This is a genomic window from Nonomuraea longispora (genome assembly GCF_004348345.1).
Lineage (GTDB): Bacteria > Actinomycetota > Actinomycetes > Streptosporangiales > Streptosporangiaceae > Nonomuraea > Nonomuraea longispora.
This window is the reverse complement of record NZ_SMJZ01000177.1, coordinates 1-18,902: the sequence shown is the minus strand read 5'-3', so window position 1 is coordinate 18,902 and position 18,902 is coordinate 1. Positions and strand designations below refer to the sequence as shown.

General features: G+C 70.4%; 17 protein-coding genes and 1 pseudogene. 11 read left to right on the top strand and 7 right to left on the bottom strand.

What is annotated here, in order from left to right:
* The 3 genes from E1267_RS33710 to E1267_RS33700 form a co-directional block, all read left to right on the top strand.
* Positions 1–464, top strand: a 464-nt coding sequence (locus E1267_RS33710; RefSeq protein WP_165959949.1) for a multicopper oxidase domain-containing protein, incomplete at its 5' end; no start/stop codon positions are given.
* A 119-nt stretch (positions 465–583) separates the two neighbouring features.
* On the top strand, positions 584–1,969 hold the full coding sequence (locus E1267_RS33705; RefSeq protein WP_246064427.1) for an APC family permease: 1,386 nt from the start codon (positions 584–586) through the stop codon (positions 1,967–1,969).
* 17 nt (positions 1,970–1,986) lie between these two features.
* A complete protein-coding gene (locus E1267_RS33700; RefSeq protein WP_132338658.1) occupies positions 1,987–2,625 on the top strand; it encodes a GOLPH3/VPS74 family protein in 639 nt (212 codons plus the stop codon).
* A 24-nt stretch (positions 2,626–2,649) separates the two neighbouring features.
* Here the strand turns inward: E1267_RS33700 and E1267_RS33695 are convergent, their stop codons facing one another.
* Together E1267_RS33695 and E1267_RS33690 are read right to left on the bottom strand one after the other, a co-directional pair.
* Positions 2,650–2,991: a hypothetical protein gene (locus E1267_RS33695; RefSeq protein WP_132338656.1), complete on the bottom strand. Its 342-nt coding sequence runs from the start codon at positions 2,989–2,991 to the stop codon at positions 2,650–2,652.
* A gap of 17 nt (positions 2,992–3,008) precedes the next feature.
* A complete protein-coding gene (locus tag E1267_RS33690) occupies positions 3,009–4,760 on the bottom strand; it encodes a hypothetical protein (protein ID WP_132338654.1) in 1,752 nt (583 codons plus the stop codon).
* 141 nt (positions 4,761–4,901) lie between these two features.
* Between E1267_RS33690 and E1267_RS44845 the strand changes: the two genes are divergently transcribed.
* Entirely contained in the window at positions 4,902–5,753 is an 852-nt protein-coding gene (locus tag E1267_RS44845) for a hypothetical protein (protein ID WP_165959948.1), read from the top strand.
* Between the two features lie 662 nt (positions 5,754–6,415).
* On the opposite strand, the gene E1267_RS33675 is transcribed toward E1267_RS44845, so the two are convergent.
* The 3 genes from E1267_RS33675 to E1267_RS33665 are packed head-to-tail and all read right to left on the bottom strand — an operon-like array spanning position 6,416 to position 9,898.
* Complete coding sequence (locus E1267_RS33675) at positions 6,416–7,528, bottom strand: 5-methyltetrahydropteroyltriglutamate--homocysteine S-methyltransferase (protein ID WP_132338652.1); 1,113 nt, start codon at positions 7,526–7,528, stop codon at positions 6,416–6,418.
* 6 nt (positions 7,529–7,534) lie between these two features.
* Positions 7,535–9,040 carry an acyl-CoA synthetase gene (locus E1267_RS33670; RefSeq protein WP_132338650.1) on the bottom strand — a complete coding sequence of 502 codons (1,506 nt, stop codon included), beginning with the start codon at positions 9,038–9,040 and terminating at the stop codon, positions 7,535–7,537.
* A gap of 51 nt (positions 9,041–9,091) precedes the next feature.
* Positions 9,092–9,898: a PaaX family transcriptional regulator gene (locus tag E1267_RS33665; RefSeq protein ID WP_132338648.1), complete on the bottom strand. Its 807-nt coding sequence runs from the start codon at positions 9,896–9,898 to the stop codon at positions 9,092–9,094.
* 122 nt (positions 9,899–10,020) lie between these two features.
* On the opposite strand from E1267_RS33665, the gene E1267_RS33660 reads away from it, so the two are divergent.
* From E1267_RS33660 to E1267_RS33630, 7 genes and pseudogenes are all read left to right on the top strand, one after another.
* The gene (locus tag E1267_RS33660; RefSeq protein ID WP_132338647.1) at positions 10,021–11,217 is read left to right on the top strand and encodes an ABC transporter substrate-binding protein; all 1,197 of its coding nucleotides are present in this window, start codon (positions 10,021–10,023) and stop codon (positions 11,215–11,217) included.
* A gap of 3 nt (positions 11,218–11,220) precedes the next feature.
* On the top strand, positions 11,221–11,976 hold the full coding sequence (locus E1267_RS33655; protein WP_132338645.1) for an ABC transporter ATP-binding protein: 756 nt from the start codon (positions 11,221–11,223) through the stop codon (positions 11,974–11,976).
* On the top strand, positions 11,973–12,632 hold the full coding sequence (locus E1267_RS33650; RefSeq protein WP_132338643.1) for an ABC transporter ATP-binding protein: 660 nt from the start codon (positions 11,973–11,975) through the stop codon (positions 12,630–12,632). Before E1267_RS33655 ends, E1267_RS33650 begins: the two co-directional genes overlap by 4 nt.
* 52 nt (positions 12,633–12,684) lie before the next feature.
* Positions 12,685–13,545 (top strand): branched-chain amino acid ABC transporter permease, encoded by an 861-nt coding sequence (locus E1267_RS33645; protein WP_132338641.1) that lies wholly within the window; start codon positions 12,685–12,687, stop codon positions 13,543–13,545.
* On the top strand, positions 13,542–14,519 hold the full coding sequence (locus E1267_RS33640; RefSeq protein ID WP_132338639.1) for a branched-chain amino acid ABC transporter permease: 978 nt from the start codon (positions 13,542–13,544) through the stop codon (positions 14,517–14,519). The genes E1267_RS33645 and E1267_RS33640 overlap by 4 nt, the downstream gene beginning before the upstream one ends.
* A gap of 52 nt (positions 14,520–14,571) precedes the next feature.
* The gene (locus tag E1267_RS46820; protein WP_246064426.1) at positions 14,572–14,958 is read left to right on the top strand and encodes a helix-turn-helix domain-containing protein; all 387 of its coding nucleotides are present in this window, start codon (positions 14,572–14,574) and stop codon (positions 14,956–14,958) included.
* A gap of 281 nt (positions 14,959–15,239) precedes the next feature.
* Positions 15,240–15,555: pseudogene (locus tag E1267_RS33630) on the top strand (poly(ethylene terephthalate) hydrolase family protein); the annotation flags it as partial.
* Between the two features lie 57 nt (positions 15,556–15,612).
* Here E1267_RS33630 and E1267_RS33625 read toward each other — a convergent pair.
* A complete protein-coding gene (locus tag E1267_RS33625; RefSeq protein ID WP_165959947.1) occupies positions 15,613–17,253 on the bottom strand; it encodes an alpha/beta hydrolase in 1,641 nt (546 codons plus the stop codon).
* A 154-nt stretch (positions 17,254–17,407) separates the two neighbouring features.
* Positions 17,408–18,304: a CPBP family intramembrane glutamic endopeptidase gene (locus E1267_RS33620; protein WP_132338635.1), complete on the bottom strand. Its 897-nt coding sequence runs from the start codon at positions 18,302–18,304 to the stop codon at positions 17,408–17,410.
* Between the last annotated feature and the right edge of the window lie 598 nt (positions 18,305–18,902).

The window sequence follows — 18,902 nt, the reverse complement described above, 5'->3', positions numbered from 1 at the left end:
ATCAGGACCTGAACGCCCGGCCCGCCGACCACCTCCCCCTCCCCACCAGGGCCGTCGCCGTCACGCTCGGCATGCGGGAGTCGGGCAACGAATGGACGCTCAACGACCGGCTCGCGAGCGACCCGCTGCGCCTGCGCGTCGAACCGGGCGAGACGCTGAGGATCGTCCTGGACAACCAGTCACCCATGTGGCACCCCATGCACCTGCACGGCCACACCTTCCAGCTGCGCGCCCGCAAACGGTACGGGCCCCGCAAGGACACCGTGAACATCAAGCCGCGCGAGCGCCTCCACATCGACGTGCACGCCGGCAACCCCGGCGAGTGGATGTTCCACTGCCACAACCTGTACCACCAGGAGCAGGGCATGATGGGCGCCATCGGTTACGGCCAGGCACCGCCGCTGCGGCCCGACATGATCCACGGCGGGCACTCCGCCGGGAAGAAGGGCCGCGGCCGGCACTGAAGCGCGCCGCCACTGCCATGTGCCACATCACCGTGATCACCCTTGCGGCCCGGCACCGGGCTACGCGAGGATCGCCGGACTGAAACCCCACCCTGCATGACGACACGGAGAGGCTTGTCGTGCGCGCTTCAGAGAACATCGAGCAGTTCGGATACCGACAGGAGTTACGCCGCGGGGTCGGGCTGACCGACCTCGTGTCCTACGGCCTGGCCTTCATGGTGCCGATCGCGCCTTTCGCGATCTTCGGCCTGGTCTACTCCCGCTCCGGCGGCATGCCGGTGCTGGCGTACCTCGTCGGAATGATCGCACTGCTGTTCACCGCCGCCTCGTACGCGCAGATGGTCAAGGCGTTCCCCCTCTCAGGATCCGTCTACAACTACGCGGGGCGCGGCATCGCCCCTCCGGTCGGGTTCATGACCGGATGGATGGTCCTGCTCGACTACATCCTCGTACCCTGCCTGCTCTACCTGGTGGCCTCCCTGGCCATGCACGACATCGTGCCGGACGTGCCCGTCTGGGCCTGGCTGATCGTCTTCGTGGCCGTGAACACCGGGATCAACCTGCGCGGCATCCGCATGACGGTCCGGCTCACCCGCATGATGATCGGCTTCGAGCTGCTCGTCCTGGGACTGTTCCTCCTGGTGGGCGTCTGGGCGCTGCTCCAGGGCAAGGGCCACGGGTTCAGCCTGTCCCCGCTGTTCAACCTGGAGACCTTCTCCTGGCCGGTGATGTTCGCCGCGGTGTCCGTGGCGGTCCTGTCGTTCATCGGGTTCGACGGCATCAGCATGCTCGTCGAGGAGTCCACCGGCGGATCCGCCCAGGTGGGCAGGGCGATGCGGGTGGCGCTGGTGCTCGCCGGCCTGCTCTTCGTCACGCAGGTCTGGGTCGCCTCCCTGCTCGTGCCCGACCCGAACGGGCTGCTGAGCCAGGACAGCGGCACCGCGTTCTACGACGCCGCCGCCGTGGCGGGCGGCGAATGGCTCAGGAACGTCACCCTGACCGCCACCGCGCTCTCCTGGGGCGTTGCCAACACCATGGTCGCCCAGGTCGCCGTGTCGCGCCTGCTCTACGCGATGGCGCGCGACCGGCAACTGCCGTCGTTCCTCGCCAAGGTGTCCGTCAGGCACTCGGTGCCGGCCAACGCCATCGTGCTCGTCTCCCTGGTGTCCGTGGGCATCGGGCTGTGGATGTCGGGCCGCTCCGACGGCGTCGACCTCCTCACCAGCCTCATCAACATGGGCGCCATGGCCGCCTTCGTCGTCCTGCACGTCTCGGTGATCGTGCACTACGCGCTGCGCCTCGGCTCCGACAGACTCTGGTCACACCTCGTCGCGCCGCTGATCGGCATGGGCATCCTGGTCTTCGTGGTGATCAACGCCAACGTCCTCGCCCAGATGGTGGGCCTCGTCTGGCTGGGCGCTGGCGTCGTGGCGCTGGCCGTCCTCTACGCCATGGGCCGCCGGCCGACCCTGGACGGCATGCCCGCCGAGGCCGTACGAAGGTGAAGGAGGAACCGCGCTCCATGAACGCCCTCCCCCTCCACCACGACCTGTACCTCATCGCCCACGACCAGTCCGGCAGGCCGCTGATCCACCTGTCGTCGATGTCGCTCGGGCTGGCCGGCGCCGTGCTGCTCGACCTCGCGCTCGGTGGCCGCGTCGCCGTCGCCGAGGGCCAGGCAGCCGCCACCCGGCGCGCCCCCACCGGCGACGCGATCGCCGACGGCCTGGTCTCCTCCCTTCTGCGTCACCGCGGCGGAAGGCAGCTCAGGTATCTGGTGAAGAAGACGGCGGACGGCATCCACGACCGCACCCGGGAGGCGCTGCTCGGCTCGGGCGTGCTGGTCCAGGTCAGCGGGCGCCGCCTCGGTGTGCTGCCGTACACGCGGTACGAGCCCGCCGACATCGCCTCCGTCGTCCGGGCCTCCGCAGGGGCACGCTCGGCGGTCGAGGGCTGGAAACAGCCGGACGCGCGGTGCGCCGCGCTGTGCGGGCTGGTGGCCGTGCTGCGGCTGGATGCGGAGCTCTACCTGGACCAGCCGAGCGCCCGGCTCGTCGGCCGCCTGCGCGAGATCGCCCGCGACAGCTCTCCCGTGGTGGGCGAGGTGGTCACGGTGGTGGACGCCCTCGTCGGCGAGGCCGCCGTCGCCGTCTACCGCTGATCCGCAACCCACCGCGCCACCGCGTCAGGGGAAGAGGGCGCGAAGTTGGGTGATGACCTCGACGATGGGGGTGACTTGGGCCGCGCGGGTGGAGAGTCGGCCGAGCGCGTCGAGGATGCGTGACCGGTCGGGCTCGGCCTCCGCCAGCTCCTGCCGGACGTCGCCCGCGTCCCTGCGCGCCCGCGCGGGCTCCACCAGGTCGGCCTCGTGCGCCGCGAGCAGGCGGTCGAGCCGCGCCAGCAGCGCCTGCGCCTCCCCGCCCGCCGGTTCGCCGCCGTTGACGACGACCGCGCGGGCGTGCGAGCCCATCGCGATCGGGCCGCTGACCTGGCCGCCGCTGACGTGTATGCCGTATTCGTCGCCCACGGCACTCTCCTCGCTCGTCACGCGCCCGGCCGGGCGCCGGTGTGCACGGTGGCCGATGCGTGCCGGCCGAAGGCGATGGGGCCGCTGACCGAGCCGCCCGCGCCCACGGACACCGTGTTCATGGTCACGCTGGCCGCCTGCAACCGGTAGGCCCCCGTGTCGACCTCGTGGTCCTCCAGGAAGTCGAGGACCGCCTCGGTGAGCCGCTGCTCGATCATCCGGGTGTATTTGGTGACGTCGAGCACCTGGATGTGGGTCTGCAGGTCCGCGCCGGCGCCGAGCTCGCGAACGCTGAAGCGGGCGCCGTACGGGTAGACGATGTGCTTGCGCGGGTCGGGGGTCATCAGGCTCTTGCGCACCGCCTGCACCGCCGTGCCGGCGACCCGTGCGGGAGCGGCCAGCACGTCGCGCAGCAGCCGCAGCTTGAACACCTTGACCGCCTCCCACGCGATCCCCACGCCGGTCATCGTGGGCAGCTGGTCGACCACGTGGTAGGCGCCCAGGGCGGGCGGCAGCACGGTCACCACGAACTGGGTGTAGAGCATCCGGCCCTCGACCGCGAGGTAGATGAAGGCGGACGTCAGCGCCTCCTGATCCTCCGCGGGCGCGACGAGGTTGCCGCCGGCGTCGCGGATCTCCTGGCCGTCGTTGTTGATGGTGAGCCGCTGGTAGTAGCGCACGCCGCCCTGGGGGTGGCGGATGATGGCCTCGATCTCCTCCTGCGTGGCCTCGCACTTGGGCAGGCCGTGCTGGCCGATCATGGGATGCGCTGCCCTGGCCCGGTCACCGTGCCAGTGGCTGACCGTGAAGATGCCCCTGGTCACCACGTGGTCGCCGATGTCGAGACGCTGGATGCCCTCGTTGGGCCGCAGGACACGGTCGCGCATGTCCTTCAGGCGCTCGCGGACGAACGTGTGCAACTCCACCGGGTCGATGTCGACGGGGTCGATGCGCCGCCTGCTCACGTGGTCGTGGCGTACGCGGTCGAGCTCGACGGCGATCGACCAGCTGCGCTCGATGGTCCCGGCGCCCATGAAGGCGTCCTCGTTGGCGTACATCGTCACGTTGCCCCACTGGGCCCTGCGGATGTAGTCGAGGCGGCGGGCCGTCCTCGGGTGGGTGACCCCGGTGACGGGCTCGGGGGCGCCGGGCCGCAGGGTGCCGGCGAGCGTGAGGTAGATCGCCACGCGGTAGGCCACGACGATGGTGAGCGTGGTGACCGGGACGAACAGGATCTCGGCCGGTGTGCTGCCGCCGCCGGGCGGGGACTCCGGTGCGTAGCCGCTGTCGTAGGACGGCCCTGAGCCGCTCAGGTCGCCCAGCATCGGCACCAGCGCGTACGCGAAGGGCCACACGACGAACAGGGCCCCCACGAGCAGGATCGTCACGCGCACGCGCAGCGGCGCGCGCCGGACGCTGTCGACGGTGAGCAGGACGAACGGAACGAGGAGCAGCATCCACAGGATCGTGGTGAGCGGGGTGAGCACCAGGCCGACGGCGACGAGCAGGGTGATGAGCGCGTCGCGCACGGTGAGGATCGCGCGGGCGCGGCGGCAGTGGTGGAGCACCGGCATGAGATCGAACCCGCCGTAGGAGGGCGGGACCGCGCGGTAGGGGTCGAACAGCAGCTCGTCGAGCACCCGGTTGCGGAAGCCGTGGTCGAGGTAGGCGGCGGCGCAGAGGTAGCGCGTGGCGTTGCTGACGGGCGGCGGGCCCGATGACGGATCCGCGCTGCGCCGTGACCTCGCTGACGAGCTGTCGACGGTCATGAGTTCCGCCTTCCTTTTACGTTTCGGAACCGGCCTCAGGAAAGCTTATTCAAATAGTCTCGGTGTCAGCAAAGCGCGCGCAAAACGCGTACGACAAATGTGGCATTTCGCCGGACTTAATGAAATATGCGGGAGGATGCGTTGACCCACGACCCCGGCTCCAGCCGCCTGTGCGGACGATGCGGGTCCGACGTCGGCGGCCTGCTCCAGTGCCCGCGCTGCCGTGCCCCGCTCCCCTCTCCCGGCACGACCGAGCCGGCCCCCTACCGCTCCGGATCGTTCCGTCCGCGGCGGCGCGCGCCGCTCTGGCGGCGCATGCCCGTGCTCACCGGCCTGACCGCCGCCGGCCTGGTGGGCGCCGTGACCTGGTGGGCCGTCGCCGGCCGCGCCCCGGCACCCGCGGAGTCGGCGAGCGGGGCGGCGGGCACGCCCGGGTCCGGGCCGTCCGCGCCCCGGCACCTGTCGGGCGAGCCCTCCCCCACCTCGCCGTACGAGCCCACGCCGTCCCCGAGCACGACGGCGACGCCGCCAACACAGCAGGCCGAGCAGCAGGCCGAGCAGCAGGCCTGGGCCGTGAACGACCTGCTGTCCAGCAGCAGCTCCGCCCGTTCCAGCCTCTCCGACGCCATCGAGCACGCGCGCCGGTGCGAGCGGCGCGGGCTCGACACCATCCAGGACATCACCGACCGTCGCCGCGAGCAGCTCACCGACGCCCGTGCGCTCGGCATGACGGCGCTCGCGGGCGGCGGGGAGCTCAAGGACGCCCTCGTCGACGCGCTGCGCGCCTCGTACGAAGCCGACGCCGCGTTTCTCGCCTGGGCGCGGCGGCAGGCCGGCGAGAATTGCCGGGGCTCGACCGCCGGCGACCGCGACTTCCGCCGCGGCATCGACAGATCCGGTACGGCCCAGGAGGCGAAAGTCCGCTTTTCCAGAATGTGGCGCCCAATAGCAATAAAGTACGATCTGACAACCTGGAAACCGGATCAAATCTGACACCCGCCACAATTTCACGACGAATCGAGAAACATCAGCTTCGTCGTGGCGGCTCAACGCGGGCACCGCCGCGGTCACGTGGAAGGGCGTGAACTGCCGTTGCAGGAACACCGCGAACAGCACGTTTCTGCCGGGGAAGCGCAGCCGGGCGAAGGCGCAGGCGGCCATCGAGCAGAACAGCACCTGGCCGGTCGCCCGCCCGGCCGCCATGATCGCGGTGTTGAGGAACTGGTCGCCGAACGGCACAGGTCGAAGACCTTCCAGGATCGCCGAAGCGGCCCGGCGCAACGGCATCCTGCTCGCGGTCTGCCACGTGCTGCGCCACACGCCCTACACGCGCCCGATGAAGGAACCGGTGGACGAGGGCAGGATCGGGCGGCTCGTCGGCGCCCAGCACCTGGAGCCGGTCGGCTGGTGGAACCAGGCGCACTCGTTCGTGCGCGGCCACTGGCGGCGGCAGGACACCTCGGCGCCGATGTTGCTGGCCAAGGCCTGCCACGACGTCGACCGGCTGGCGCACCTTCCTCGCCGCCGTGGCCTCGGGCGATGCCACCCTGCTCCAGTCGGACGCGGCCGAGAGCCTCATGACGCACCGCGTGGTGTGGGCCGCCGAGCAGGCCAGGCTCACATAAACGGTCGTGACGCTCCAGGACCCCTGACGGTCAGCCCCAGACCTCCTGGGCGGTCTCGACGATCAGGGCGAGCTTGGCGAACTGCTCGTCGGCCGTGAGCTGGTTGCCCTCGACGGTGGAGGAGAACCCGCACTGCGGCGACAGGCAGAGCTGGTCGAGGTCGACGAACTTCGCGGCCTCGTCGATGCGCCGCTTGAGCGTGTCCTTCGACTCCAGCTCGCCGGACTTGGTGGTGACGAGTCCCAGCACCACCATCTTGCCCGGCGGCACGAACCGCAGCGGCTCGAACCCGCCCGACCGCTCGTCGTCGAACTCCAGGAAGAACCCGTCCACCTTCAGCTCGCCGAACAGTGCCTCGGCGACGAAGTCGTACCCGCCTTCCGCCGCCCAGGAGGACCGGAAGTTGCCGCGGCACATGTGCGTCGTGACCGTCATGCCGTCGGGCTTGGCCGCGAGCGCGGCGTTGATCTGGCGGATGTAGCGCAGGTGCATGTGGTCGGCGTCGTCGCCGCGCGCGGCCAGCTCGGCCCGCTGGGCCGGGTCGTTGAGGTAGGCCAGGCTGGTGTCGTCGAACTGCAGGTAGGTGCAGCCCAGCGCGCCGATCCTGCGCACCTGCTCGGCGTAGGCCGCGCTGAGGTCTCTCCAGAACTCCTCCACGTCCGGGTAGACCTCGCGGTCGATGGCCGCGGGCCCGCCCCGGTAGTGGACCATGCTCGGCGACGGGACGGTCAGCTTGGGTACGACGCCCGCGCCCCGGGCGGCCAGCGTGTCGCGCAGGAAGGCGAAGTCGTCGGCGAAGACCGGCTCGTTCAGCTTGATCCGGTCGTGGACCCGCAGCGCCGCCGGGGTGAACTCGATGTCGCCCTGCTCGTTGTGGAAGCGGACCGTGATGTGCTCGTCGGTGGCCTGGCCGATGCCGCCGAGCTGGTAGATGAAGTCCATGTGCCAGGAGGCCCGCCTGAACTCACCGTCCGTCGCGCTCTGCAGGCCGGTCTCCTCCTGCCGGCGGACCACCTCCCTGATGGCCTTGTCCTCCGCCTCTCGCAGCGCGTCGCCCGTGAGGTTCTCGCGGGCGCGGAGCAGCGCGGCCGGGCGCAGGAGGCTGCCGACGTGGTCGGCGCGGAAAGGGGGTGTGGTGCGCACTGCTGATCATCTCCTCGGATGGAGGCCGTCGTCGGAGCCTCCGTAGAGCGTGCGCAGCGGGGCTTTGAGCAGCTTGCCCGCCGCGTTCTTGGGCAGTTCGGGGACGAGTTCCAGAGACTTCGGGATCTTGAAGCGGGCCAGCCGCCCGTCCAGGTACGCCAGCAGTTCGGCGGGGTCGGCCTTGGCTCCCGGCCGCGTCACCACCAGGGCCTTGCCGACCTCGCCCCACCGGTCGTCGGGCACGCCGATCACCGCGCACTCGGCGACCGCCTCGTGGCCGTACAGGACGCTCTCCACCTCGGCGGGGTAGACGTTCTCGCCACCGGAGATGATCACGTCGTTGAGCCGGTCGGAGATGCGTACGTAGCCGTCCTCGTCGGCGACGCCGACGTCTCCCGAGCGGAACCAGCCGTCCGGCGAGAGCACCTTCGCGCTCTCCTCGGGCCGCCCCCAGTAGCCGGGCATCACGTTCGGGCCCTGGACGTACACCTCGCCCGGCTCGCCGGGCCCGGCCGCGGAGCCGTCGGGCGTGACCAGGCGGACGTCCGAGAAGAAACAGGGCACACCGGCCGTGCCCGCCTTGTCGATCGAGTGCTCGGCGCCGAGGAAGAGGGCGCCCGGCGCGGTCTCGGTCATGCCGTACCCCTGCAGGAACGTCAGCCCCCGCTCCTGGTACGTCCTGATCAGCGGCTCGGGCACCGGCGCGCCACCGCACAGCAGGTGGCGCAGGCTCGACAGGTCGGCCCCCGCCCAGCGCGGCGAGCGCGCGAGGAAGCCGAACATCGACGGCACCCCGAACATCACCGTGACCCGCTCCGACGCGATCAGGTCGAACGTGCGCTCCACGTCGAACGACGGTTCCAGGACCACCCTGCCGCCCTTGAGCACGGTCGGGATCAGCGTCTGGGCCAGCGCCGCGATGTGGAACAGGGGGGCGCTGACCAGCGTCACCTCGTCGTGCGCGAAGGGCACGTCGACCAGCAGGTTGACGGTGTTCCACGTCAGGTTCCCGTGGGTGAGCATGGCGCCCTTGGGGCGGCCGGTCGTGCCCGACGTGTACATGATCAGGCACACGTCGTCCTGGCCCACGGGCTCGTCGACGGGCTCGGGCGATCCGCTCCCCAGGAGGTCGTCGTACGCGTCCGGCGGGATGTGCTCGCCCGGCAGCCCGGCGCCGTCCCGCCCCTCGCCCCGCACGAGGAGCTTCGCGTCGGCGTCCTCCAGGATGTAGCGCAGCTCGGGCGTGGCCAGCCGGGTGTTGAGCGGGACGAACACCGCGCCCAGCAGCCCCGCGGCGAAGAACGTCTCCACCATCGAAGGCTGGTTGGCCCCCAGGAAGGCCACCCGGTCGCCGCGCCGCACATCGAGACCGGACAGCGCCGAGGCCAGCCGGTACGTACGGTCGCGCAGGTCACGGTAGGTGCGATCGTGCCCGAGGTAGCTCAGCGCCACCCGCTCGGGCGTCATGCGCGCCCTGCGTGCCGGCCACGAGCCTGTCCCCTGATTCCGCATCGGCACTCCTTGACGCTCAAGCCCTCAAGTTAGGCCACTTGGCGATCGCTGTCACCGTTCTGCCCAACTTTCGTCGAGGACGGTGTCAAGGAGCCCGTCCGCGACCGCCACCGCCTCCCCTCTGAAACGCTCGTGCAGCGCGTGGCAGACCCGCTGGGCCTTCTCCGCCGGCCAGTCGTCCGGAAGGTAACGCAGCGGGAGCCGCGGATCGGCCCTGATGATCTGCAGCCAGCCGGTGAGCAACATCAGCGAGCGGGCCAGGTCGTCGGGCGCCTCGGGCGCGGGATCGGCCTGATCCCAGCGGCGCAGGAACTCCCGGTAACGATCTCCGAGGCCCTCCAGGTCGTACGCGTCGCGCACCAGGGTGGGCATGTCGGTCGGACGTCTCGGTTCGGCGGAGAAGACCTTCACGTTCGCCCCGAGGTCCTCGACCACCTCGGCGGGGTCCACCTCGCCGGGGGCGATCCAGAGCCCGTTCTGCAGCGGCCCGAATCCGGCCCAGATCAGCCGCGAGCGCAGCTCGTGCCGCTGCCGCTGCCACGACTCGGGCAGTGAGAAGCCGATCAGGGTCCAGCGGTCGTCGTCCGCGTCGTTGACCACGCCGCTGTGCCAGATGCGCCGCTCACCGTCCTTGAGCACCTCGGCGCTCGTAGGGGTCAGGCCGAAGTACATGCGCCGGCCCGAACGACGCCGGCGCAGCAGGCCGCGGCGGACCATGCGGGTCAGCGTCGAGCGCGTGGCCTCCTCGGAGATCCCCACCCTGGCGAACGCCTCGATGAAACTTCTCGACGCGACGCAGACCCCTCGACCGTATACGTGATCTCCTAGAAAGGTCAGAATCACCGATTGAGGCCGCATCCAGCCCTCCCCCAGATATTCGGCAATCTATTGACAGCCGTAATGTACCTGCCTACATTCGGGCCACACGCGACGGCTCCCTAGCGACCGAGCCGCCTCACGCAGTGAGCACGGAGGTCCTGATGCGCAGGTTGCTCCCGTCCCTGGCCGTTCTCGTGCTCGCCGTCGCCGCGTGCGGCGGCAGCGGCGGCGGCGGTGACGGGTCGAGCGCGCAAGATCCGATCAAGGTGGGGCTCATCGTCTCCCTGACCGGCAACTACACCCCGCTCGGCAGCGAGGACAAGAAGGCCGTCGAGCTGGCGGTCGAACAGGTCAACGCGCAGGGCGGACTGCTCGGCCGCACGGTCGAGCTGGTCACCCGCGACGACAAGACCGCCCCCGACCAGGGCATCGTGGCCTACAACCAGATCAAGGGCGAGATCGACGCGCTGATCGGGCCGGTCTTCTCCAACTCGGCGCTCGCGGTCGAGCCGCTCGCGCAGCGCGACAAGATGCCGTACCTGTCGCTGGCCCCCACGCAGGAGCAGGTCGACCCGGTCAAGCCGTACATCTTCGTCACCCCGGCCCTGTCCAGCATGTACGCCGAGCGCTACCTGCAGTACATCCAGGCCGAGGGCATCAAGACGGTCGCCGTCGCCTGGGACTCCAAGAGCGCCTACTCGGTCTCCGGGCACGAGGCGATGGTCGAGCTGGCCCCCAGGTACGGCGTGACGATCGCCGTCGACGAGTCGTACGAGACCACGACCTCCGACTTCAGCCCGCTGTTCCAGCACGTGCGCGACTCGCCGGCCGAGGCGCTCGTGTTCTGGGGCTCCGGCGCGCCCGGCGTGACCGCCGCCAAGCAGTACGTGTCCTCCGGGCTCAAGACGCCGTTGTTCCTGACCGGGTCGCAGGCCAGCAAGCTCTGGCTGGAGCCGATGGGTGACGCCGCGGAGGGCATGATCGTGCAGAGCGCCATCGGCGTGGTCGGCGAGCACCTGCCCGACGGCAAGCAGAAGCAGGTCATCGACCAGATGGCCACACCGTACGAGCAGAAACACGGCTATCCTCCGCCGCAGTTCGCGCAGGACGGATACAGCGCGAGCCTGCTGCTGTTCGAGGCGATCAGGAAGGCGAACAGCACCGACAAGACCAAGATCCAGCAGGCTTTGGAGAAGATGGAGCTGATCACGCCGAACGGCCTCTTCCGTTACTCCCCCACCGACCACTCCGGGCTCTCCCCGGAGTACATCTCGGTCAACACGGTGAAGGACGGCCAGTTCGTCCCCACCGAGTGGGCCGAGGAACAACTCGCCAAGACCGTCACCGCGGCGGGGTAGGGCGTGCTGGAGGTCACCGGGGTCTCGCGTTCCTTCGGGGGCGTCTACGCCGTCCGCGACGTCTCGCTGAGCGTCGCGGACGGCGAAGTCTGCGGCGTCATCGGCCCGAACGGCGCCGGCAAGTCCACGCTGTTCAACCTCATCACCGGCCACCTGGCCGCCGAGCACGGCCGGATCTCCTTCCTCGGGCACCGCGTCGACCGGCTCGCGGCGCACCGGCGGGCCAGGCTCGGCATGTCCATCGTCTTCCAGGCCGCCCGCGTCTTCCGCGGCATGACGGTCAGGGAGAACGCCATGGTGGGGCTGCACGGGTGCACCCGGGCGGGGTTCGTCTCGGCCGCGCTGCGGCTGCCCCGGCACCGGCGCGACGAGCGCGAGATCGTCGCAGAGGCCGACCGCGCCCTCAACCGCGTGGGTCTGGCCGAGTGGGCCGACCAGCCCGCCGACCTGCTGCCCATCGGCCAGCAGCGGGCGCTGCAACTCGCCCGCGCCCTGTGCGCGCGGCCCAGGCTGCTGCTGCTCGACGAGCCCGCCTCCGGCCTGCGCGGCAACGAACGCGAACGCCTCGCCACGCTGATCGAGGAACTGCGGGCGAGCGGCCTGACGATCCTGCTCATCGAGCACGACGTGGCGTTCGTGACCCGGCTCGCCGACCGCGTCGTGGTGCTCGACCTGGGGCAGGTCATCGCCGACGGCACCCCCGCCGAGGTGCGGGCCGACCCGCTGGTGCTCGCCGCCTATCTCGGACAGGCCTCATGATCGACGTCAAGGACCTGGTGGTCTCGTACGGCACCGCGACCGCGCTCGACCACCTCACCCTCACGGTGGGGCGCGGCGAGATGGTCGCCCTGCTCGGCCCGAACGGCGCCGGCAAGTCGACGCTCGCCAACACGCTCGCCGGCCTGCTCAAGCCCACCTCCGGCACCGTGCGCTCCGACGGCCGGGTGGCGCTCATCCCCGAGGGCCGCCAGCTCTTCCCCGACCTGAGCGTGGCCGACAACCTCGCGCTGGGCGGCTGGCGCTCGGGGCAGCGCGACCCCTCCCTCGTCTACGACCTGCTGCCCCGGCTCGCCGAGCTCGCCGGCCGGCGCGCGGGAGTGCTGTCCGGCGGCGAACAGCAGATGGTGGCCTTCGGCCGGGCCATGATGTCGCGGCCCGACGTGCTCGTCGTGGACGAGCTCTCCCTGGGCCTCGCCCCCACCGTGACCGCCGACCTGGCCGCCCACCTCACCGCGCTCAACTCCGAGCAGGGGCTGACCGTGCTGCTCATCGAGCAGAACGCGCGGCTGGCGTTCGAGTTGTGCCGGCGGGCGTACGTGCTGGAGTCCGGGCGGCTGGTGACCGAGGGCGAGTGCGCGGTGCTGGCCGACGACCCGCGCGTGGCCAGCGCGTACCTGGGCGGGGCGATCACATGAGCGCATCCCGGAAGGGCGGTCACATGAGAACGCGCCGGCGAGGGGCGGCCACATGAGCGCATTCCTCACCTACCTCCTGAACGGTCTGGCGGTCGGGTGCGCGATCGCGCTCATCGCCAGCGGCCTGGTCGCCATCCACCGGGTCACCGGCGTGGTCAACTTCGCCCAGGGCACGTTCGCCGTCGTCGCGGGACTGTGCACGTCCTCGCTGCTCGGCCTCGGGTTCCCGCACGGGCTGAGCGAGCTGGCCGCCGTGCTGGCCGCGGCGGTCGCGGGCCTGCTCACCGGGCTGGCCGCCATCGGCAAGCGCGGCACCACGCCGCTGTCGGCACTGATCGTCACGCTCGGCGTGGGCGTGCTCGCGTACGCCGTCGAGATCGTCCTGTGGGGTGACCAGCCACGCTCGGCGCCCGGCCTGGCCGGCTCGATGATCGTGGCGGGCGCGCGCATCCAGACCCAGCACCTGCTCGTCATCGGCGTGACGACGGCCACGTTCGTGCTGCTGGCGCTCTTCTTCGGCCGTACCTACCTGGGCAAGGCGCTGACGGCCTGCGCCTCCAACCCGTACGCGGCCCGGGTCGTCGGCATCGACGTCAGGAAGATGGGGCTGCTGGCGTTCGCGCTGGGCGGGCTGCTCGGCGGCATCGCCGGGGTGCTGGTGACGCCGTTGCGGCCGATCTCGTTCGACACCGACGTCACGCTCATCGTGAACGGGTTCGCCGCCGCCGTGTTCGGCGCCCTCACCCGGCCCGTCGTCACGCTCATCGGCGCGCTCCTGCTCGGCGTGGCCGAGACCATGGCCGCCGGCTACGGCTACGGCTCCCACCAGCTGGAGGTGGCCCTGGGTCTCATGCTCGTCGTCATGATCGTCCAAGCGGGCCGCCGCTCGGTCATCTCCCTGGAGTCCACATGATCAGGCTGGTGGCCGGGCTGCTGATCGCCGCCGTCACGCTCGCGCTGCCGTCCGTGCTCGACGAGAGCGCGCTGCCCGTCTACATCCTGCTCGGCCTGGCCGCCATGGTCACCGTCGGGGTGTCGCTGCTCATGGGGTACGCCGGTCAGGTCTCGCTCGGCCAGGGCGCCTTCTACGCCATCGGCGCCTACACCGCCGCGCTGCTCGCGCTCAACGGCGTGCCGCCCCTCGCGGGCCTGATCGCCGCGCCCGTGGTCGCCGCCCTGTCGGCGCTCGTGATCGGCACGCCGCTGCTGCGGCTGCGCGGGCACCACCTGGCCTTCGCGACGCTCGCCATGCAGCTCATCCTGCTGTCGCTGGCCGGTCAGCTCGAGTTCACCGGCGGCGACATCGGGCTGCAGGCCATCCCGCAGTTCTCCGTCGGGTCGTGGGAGGCGGAGGGCGCGACAACGTACGCGTACCTGACCTGGGCGGGCGTCGCGCTGGTGATGCTGGTGACGCACAACGTCATCACCTCGCGGCCCGGCCGCGCCCTGCGCGCCCTGGCCACCAGCGAGACCGCGGCCGCCTCCTCGGGGATCCCGGTCGGCCGCTACAAGCTGACCGTGTTCGCGCTGTCGGCGGCCTTCGCCGGGCTGGCGGGCGGCATCTACTGCTTCTACACCGGCTACGTGGCCCCGGGGTCGTTCCCGGTGCTCATGTCCATCCAGTACATCGTCATGGCCGTCGTCGGAGGGCTCGGCACAACGTGGGGCGCCGTCATCGGGGCGAGCGCGATCACGCTGCTCCTGCAGGGACTCAACACCCTCAGCTCGCTGCCGGGCATGCCGACGTACGCGCCGAGCGTGTTCTCGTACGCCGTCTACGCCCTCGTCCTCATCGTCGTCGTCCTCTTCCTCCCCCAGGGCCTCCTCCCCGCCGTCACCGATCGGCTGGTCCGGAGGCGAAGAGAACCATCCGTGAGAACTCGCTGACAGGGACACAGCAGCGACGCCTCAAAGTAAAGGGTTCACTATACTTTGAGGCGTGCCGTATGAGGTCCGCCTGACCGACGAGGTAGACGCATGGCTCCACGAGCCGGCTGACACCGACGTGCTCGCCTACCGGCTCGCCGACGAGCGGAACGAGCGCGCCGGAGGAGAGAAGGCGCTGGCCGAGACGCGGCGCATGATCGATGCGTATGTGCATGCATGGCACCTGGCCGAACGGCGCAAGAATGCCGGGCTCACACAGTCCGACGTAGCCGGGAGGATGGGGGTGACCAAGATGCGCGTGTCCCAGATCGAGAACGGCGATGTGGCCTCGGTAGAAGTGCTGGCCCGCTACGTCGAGGCCATCGGCGGGCGATTGGAACTGACCGCCACATTCGACGACGGAACCTATCGTATGGGCGACGCAAGCGCGGCCATGTGACCCGCCTGGGCCGCCTACGCCCCGGTCCTCATCGTGGTCGTGCTCTTCCCTCCCCCAGGGCTCCTGCCCGCCGTCACCGATCGGCTGGCCCGGAGACGGCGGGCCGATTCCGTGTGGACCCGCTGAGCCCGCTCGGCAAGGTGGCCCGTGCCGCGAAATATCAAGGAAAGGTATGACATGGCACACGACTGGCCGCCGTCACCCCCACTTCGAGCAGGGAGTAAGACGACGTGCAGCTCACCACCCCCCATTGCGGCGCGCGAACGTCGACAAGCTTGCCCAGGCTCGCCGTGGCCGGCCACTCGATGGGCGGCGGAGGTTCGCTGGAGGCCGCCGACGACCGGTCCTCGCTCCAGGCGGCCGTGCCGATCGCGCCGTGGAACCTGACGAAGAGCTGGTCGGGGCGGAGAAGGCGTACCTCGAACTGAACGGCGCCAGCCACTTCTTCCCGCAGACCCCAACACCACGATGGCCAGGTCGATGGTGTCCTGGCTCAAGCGGTTCGTCGACGACGACACCCGCTACGAGCTATTCCTCTGCCCGGCGCCCAGCGGCCTCGCCATCGAGGAATACCGCGACACCTGCCCCGGTTCCTGATCCCCGCTCCTTGGTGGTGGCCGCCTTCACAGGCGGCCACCACCAGGGGTGAGCGCCTCAGCCGGCGAACGGGATCGTGTCAGGCCGGCACGTGGCTCCGCCGGCAGGCAGCGTGCCGCCCGTCAGATAGCGGGACGTCGCCTCCACCATGCAGGTGGACTGCTGGGCCGTCACATGGCCCCAGCCCTCGTTGATCAGCAGCCGGCTGTTCGGCAGCATCCTGTGCACACGCTGGGCCGACCACAGGGGAGTGGCCGGGTCGAACCTGCTGCTCAGGATGAGCACGGGCTCGCCGGTGCGGGCGTTCCACGGGCCCTCGTGCCGCAGCTCGTTCGTGCTCTTCCAGGACACGCACGGGCTGTCGGCGTAGGCGCGCAGCGTACCGAACGGGCCCGCGCGGCGGTCGCGTTCCGTCGCGAGCTGCCCCAGCTTCCTGGCGGTCCTGGGGCCGTCCGTCTCCCCGCAGGTGACGCCAAGATAGGCGGCGGTGATCGGCGTGGTGTAGGACAGACCGCCGACGCCGATCTGCTGCAACTGCGTCACCTCAGCCGCGAGGGCCGCGCCCGGAGCGCCTGACGGATTCTCGATCGCCTCGCTGACGGCCTTCAGGAACGGCGCCCCGCCACCCTTGACGTTCCAGTACATCGGCTGGTAGAGCCACTGCCCGGTCCACGTGACCACGAACGAGTAGGTGAGAGGGACGGTGGTGCCGTCGCCCGCCTTGAGCGGCACGGGCCCCTTGCGCAGCTTCTTGAGGATGTGCTCGAAGGCCGCCTCCGGGTCACCGTCGCCGAACCCGCACCGATCGCCGCCTTCCCCGCACAGCCGGAAGAACTCCTCCAGCGTCTGCTTGGTGGCGACGTCGCTGCCGGTACGGGCCGACGGCGTGGTGCCCGGCACGCCCGTGTCTCTCCGCGTGGGGTCGATGACGCTGTCGAAGACGAACCGGCCCGTCCTGCTCGTGAAGAGGTTCGCGTAGACCATGCCGAGGTAGGTGCCGTAGGACTGGCCCAGATAGTTCAGCCGCTTCTCGCCGAGCGCCGCACGCACCACGTCGAGGTCGCGCGCTATCGCGACGCTGCTGACGTGGTCGAGCAGGGTGCCGCTCCGCGCGCGGCACATGCCCGCGTACCGGGAGTCGGCCTCGGCCCTTTTCTTCTTCTCCGCCGCCGTCAGAGGCACGTTGGACACGCCGCGGGAGAGCGCGGCCGCCTCCTCCGCGTCCTCGAAGCACTGTACGGCCGGCACGCTCCGCCCCGAGCCACGCGGATCGACACCGATGATGTCGTACCTGGCCCGCACGTCGGCGTTCACCGGGGCGGCCACTGTGCCCGCGACGATGCCTCCCAGGTAGTCGACGGCCGAGTAGCCGGGGCCGCCCCGGTTCACCACCAGGGACCCCAGCCGCCGGGCGGGATCCGCGGCGGGGATCTTGGCCAGCGCCAGGCTCACCGTCCGGCCGCGCGGACGCGTGTAGTCGAGCGGCACCTCCGCGGTGGCGCACTGCAGGCCCGGCTTGTCAGCGCACGGGGCCCATTTCAGCTTCGGCACCCGCACTCCGGTCACTCCTCCGGCCGGCACCGCCTCGGCGGCAGCCTTCCGGGCCGGCGACACGGCCGCCGAGGCGGCGCTCGGCGGCGCCGCGCCCACGGCCATCGTCAGCAACAGCAGCAGTGACCCCGCAGCGTGCATTCTCATAATGATCTTTCCCTGTCCGAGTGGCAGAACGTCACGTGAACGACCCTTCCGGACAGGGAGCGGAAGCGGCAGTAGCCCGAGTAACCAAGCGCCGATGACAACTCTCATGTGCTCTTTGTGACGTTTCGCCGTAGCGACCCCGCCGGCGCGTGCGTCAGGCGGAGGGCCCGGCGCGGCGGGGGCGGTGCCGGATCTGGCCCGCTCGGGCCGCCCGTCGCAGCAGGACGATCGTGGGGGCCAGGCAGACCAGCAGGGCGAGCAGGCTGGCCTCGGGTCCGAAGGCGCCGCCGGTCAGCGCGGACGGGCCGAACAGCGTGACGTTCAGCAGGCCGTGGGGCGGCACGTCCGATCCGGAGAGCATGACGCCGAAGACCCCGGCGTGGGTGAAGTTCCAGGCGAAGTGCAGGCCGATGGGCAGCCACAGCGAGCGGGTGACGACGTAGGCGGCGGTCGTCATGGTCCCGCCCGTGAGGGCGATCGCGAGGGCGCCCCACAGCGTGGCGTTGACGTTGACCAGGTGGGTCGCGCCGAACAGCAGCGTGGACACGACCAAAGCGATCACGGTGCCGGTGCGTTCCTCCATGATGCGGAACACGACCCCGCGGAACACCAGTTCCTCGGCGACGGCGACGCTCGCCATCATGCCCGCGGTGCCGAGAAAACCGCCGAAGGAACCCCAGGACACCTCCTGCCAACCACCGAACACCGCGATCAGCACCATCAACGCGGTGAACAGGCCGGACCCGAGCAGCGCCCCACGTCGCAACAGCGACCATCTGCCCGTCTTCTCCAGTTCGGAAATGTTCGGGCGGAGCTCGACGGTCCTGCAGAGCCGGCGGTAACAGGTCACCGCGGCGATGGCCAGGCCGATCCCCACCGGCAGGGCGAGAACCGGTACGGGAGAGACGAGCTGGTTGATCCCGGCGCTCGCCACCATCACGCCGAACAACGCGACCAGCAGGACGGGAAACCGGAACGTGCGCAACCGGTGCCGCCCCGTGGAGAGGTCGGCCTGCGGAATGGTGTTTTCCTGGGGCTCCGTGGACGCCATGCTCGCGATCCTCTCGATCAGGTTTCCGCAGTGTTCCCCGCGGTCCAAGGTGAGATTAGGGATCTGAGCAGGGCGTACCATCCCCCTGGAACGAACATTCGCGGTAGCTCTCACGAGGGATCACCGGCCGGAGAGGCCCTGGCCGCCACGCCGAAGCTGTCGGCGAGAAACGATCTTCCCGGCCTCGACCCGTCGAGGCCGGTGTGGACGAAGTCGACCGGATCGGAGAACAGGCCGTCCGTGAGCGCGCCGGCCTTTTCCGGGTCACCGACAAGCGGAGGCTCGCCGTAGGCCGCCGACGATCGTCCTCGCTCCGGGCGTGGGCTCGTAGGTTCTGCCGGGCAGTCGGCGTGGCGCACGCCGTTTGTCGTGGAAGCGGCCGTCGACCTTCTCGACCCTGCGGTTGGTCAAGGACGTGGACATGCTTCGCATCAGGGCGCCGACGCGGGCAAGGAGCTCACGCAACCGGATGTTCGTCGAGCGCGGAACGGCTCACCGGCAAAGAATCCGCCACGGCAGCGCATGTTTCCGGTGTGCACCCCTCCGCCGCCTCACCGGCCGGCAGGAAGATCGGCTCCGGGGTCGGCAGGCACGGCGG

What these genes read in the sequence shown, in the direction of transcription:
- E1267_RS33690 (WP_132338654.1), bottom strand. Translation starts at nt 4,760, where the DNA reads ATGACCGTCGACAGCTCGTCAGCGAGGTCACGGCGCAGCGCGGATCCG.
- E1267_RS33645 (WP_132338641.1), top strand. Translation starts at nt 12,685, where the DNA reads ATGAGCGCATTCCTCACCTACCTCCTGAACGGTCTGGCGGTCGGGTGC.
- E1267_RS33650 (WP_132338643.1), top strand. Translation starts at nt 11,973, where the DNA reads ATGATCGACGTCAAGGACCTGGTGGTCTCGTACGGCACCGCGACCGCG.
- E1267_RS33625 (WP_165959947.1), bottom strand. Translation starts at nt 17,253, where the DNA reads ATGAGAATGCACGCTGCGGGGTCACTGCTGCTGTTGCTGACGATGGCC.
- E1267_RS33620 (WP_132338635.1), bottom strand. Translation starts at nt 18,304, where the DNA reads ATGGCGTCCACGGAGCCCCAGGAAAACACCATTCCGCAGGCCGACCTC.
- E1267_RS33700 (WP_132338658.1), top strand. Translation starts at nt 1,987, where the DNA reads ATGAACGCCCTCCCCCTCCACCACGACCTGTACCTCATCGCCCACGAC.
- E1267_RS33640 (WP_132338639.1), top strand. Translation starts at nt 13,542, where the DNA reads ATGATCAGGCTGGTGGCCGGGCTGCTGATCGCCGCCGTCACGCTCGCG.
- E1267_RS33670 (WP_132338650.1), bottom strand. Translation starts at nt 9,040, where the DNA reads ATGCGGAATCAGGGGACAGGCTCGTGGCCGGCACGCAGGGCGCGCATG.
- E1267_RS33660 (WP_132338647.1), top strand. Translation starts at nt 10,021, where the DNA reads ATGCGCAGGTTGCTCCCGTCCCTGGCCGTTCTCGTGCTCGCCGTCGCC.
- E1267_RS33665 (WP_132338648.1), bottom strand. Translation starts at nt 9,898, where the DNA reads ATGCGGCCTCAATCGGTGATTCTGACCTTTCTAGGAGATCACGTATAC.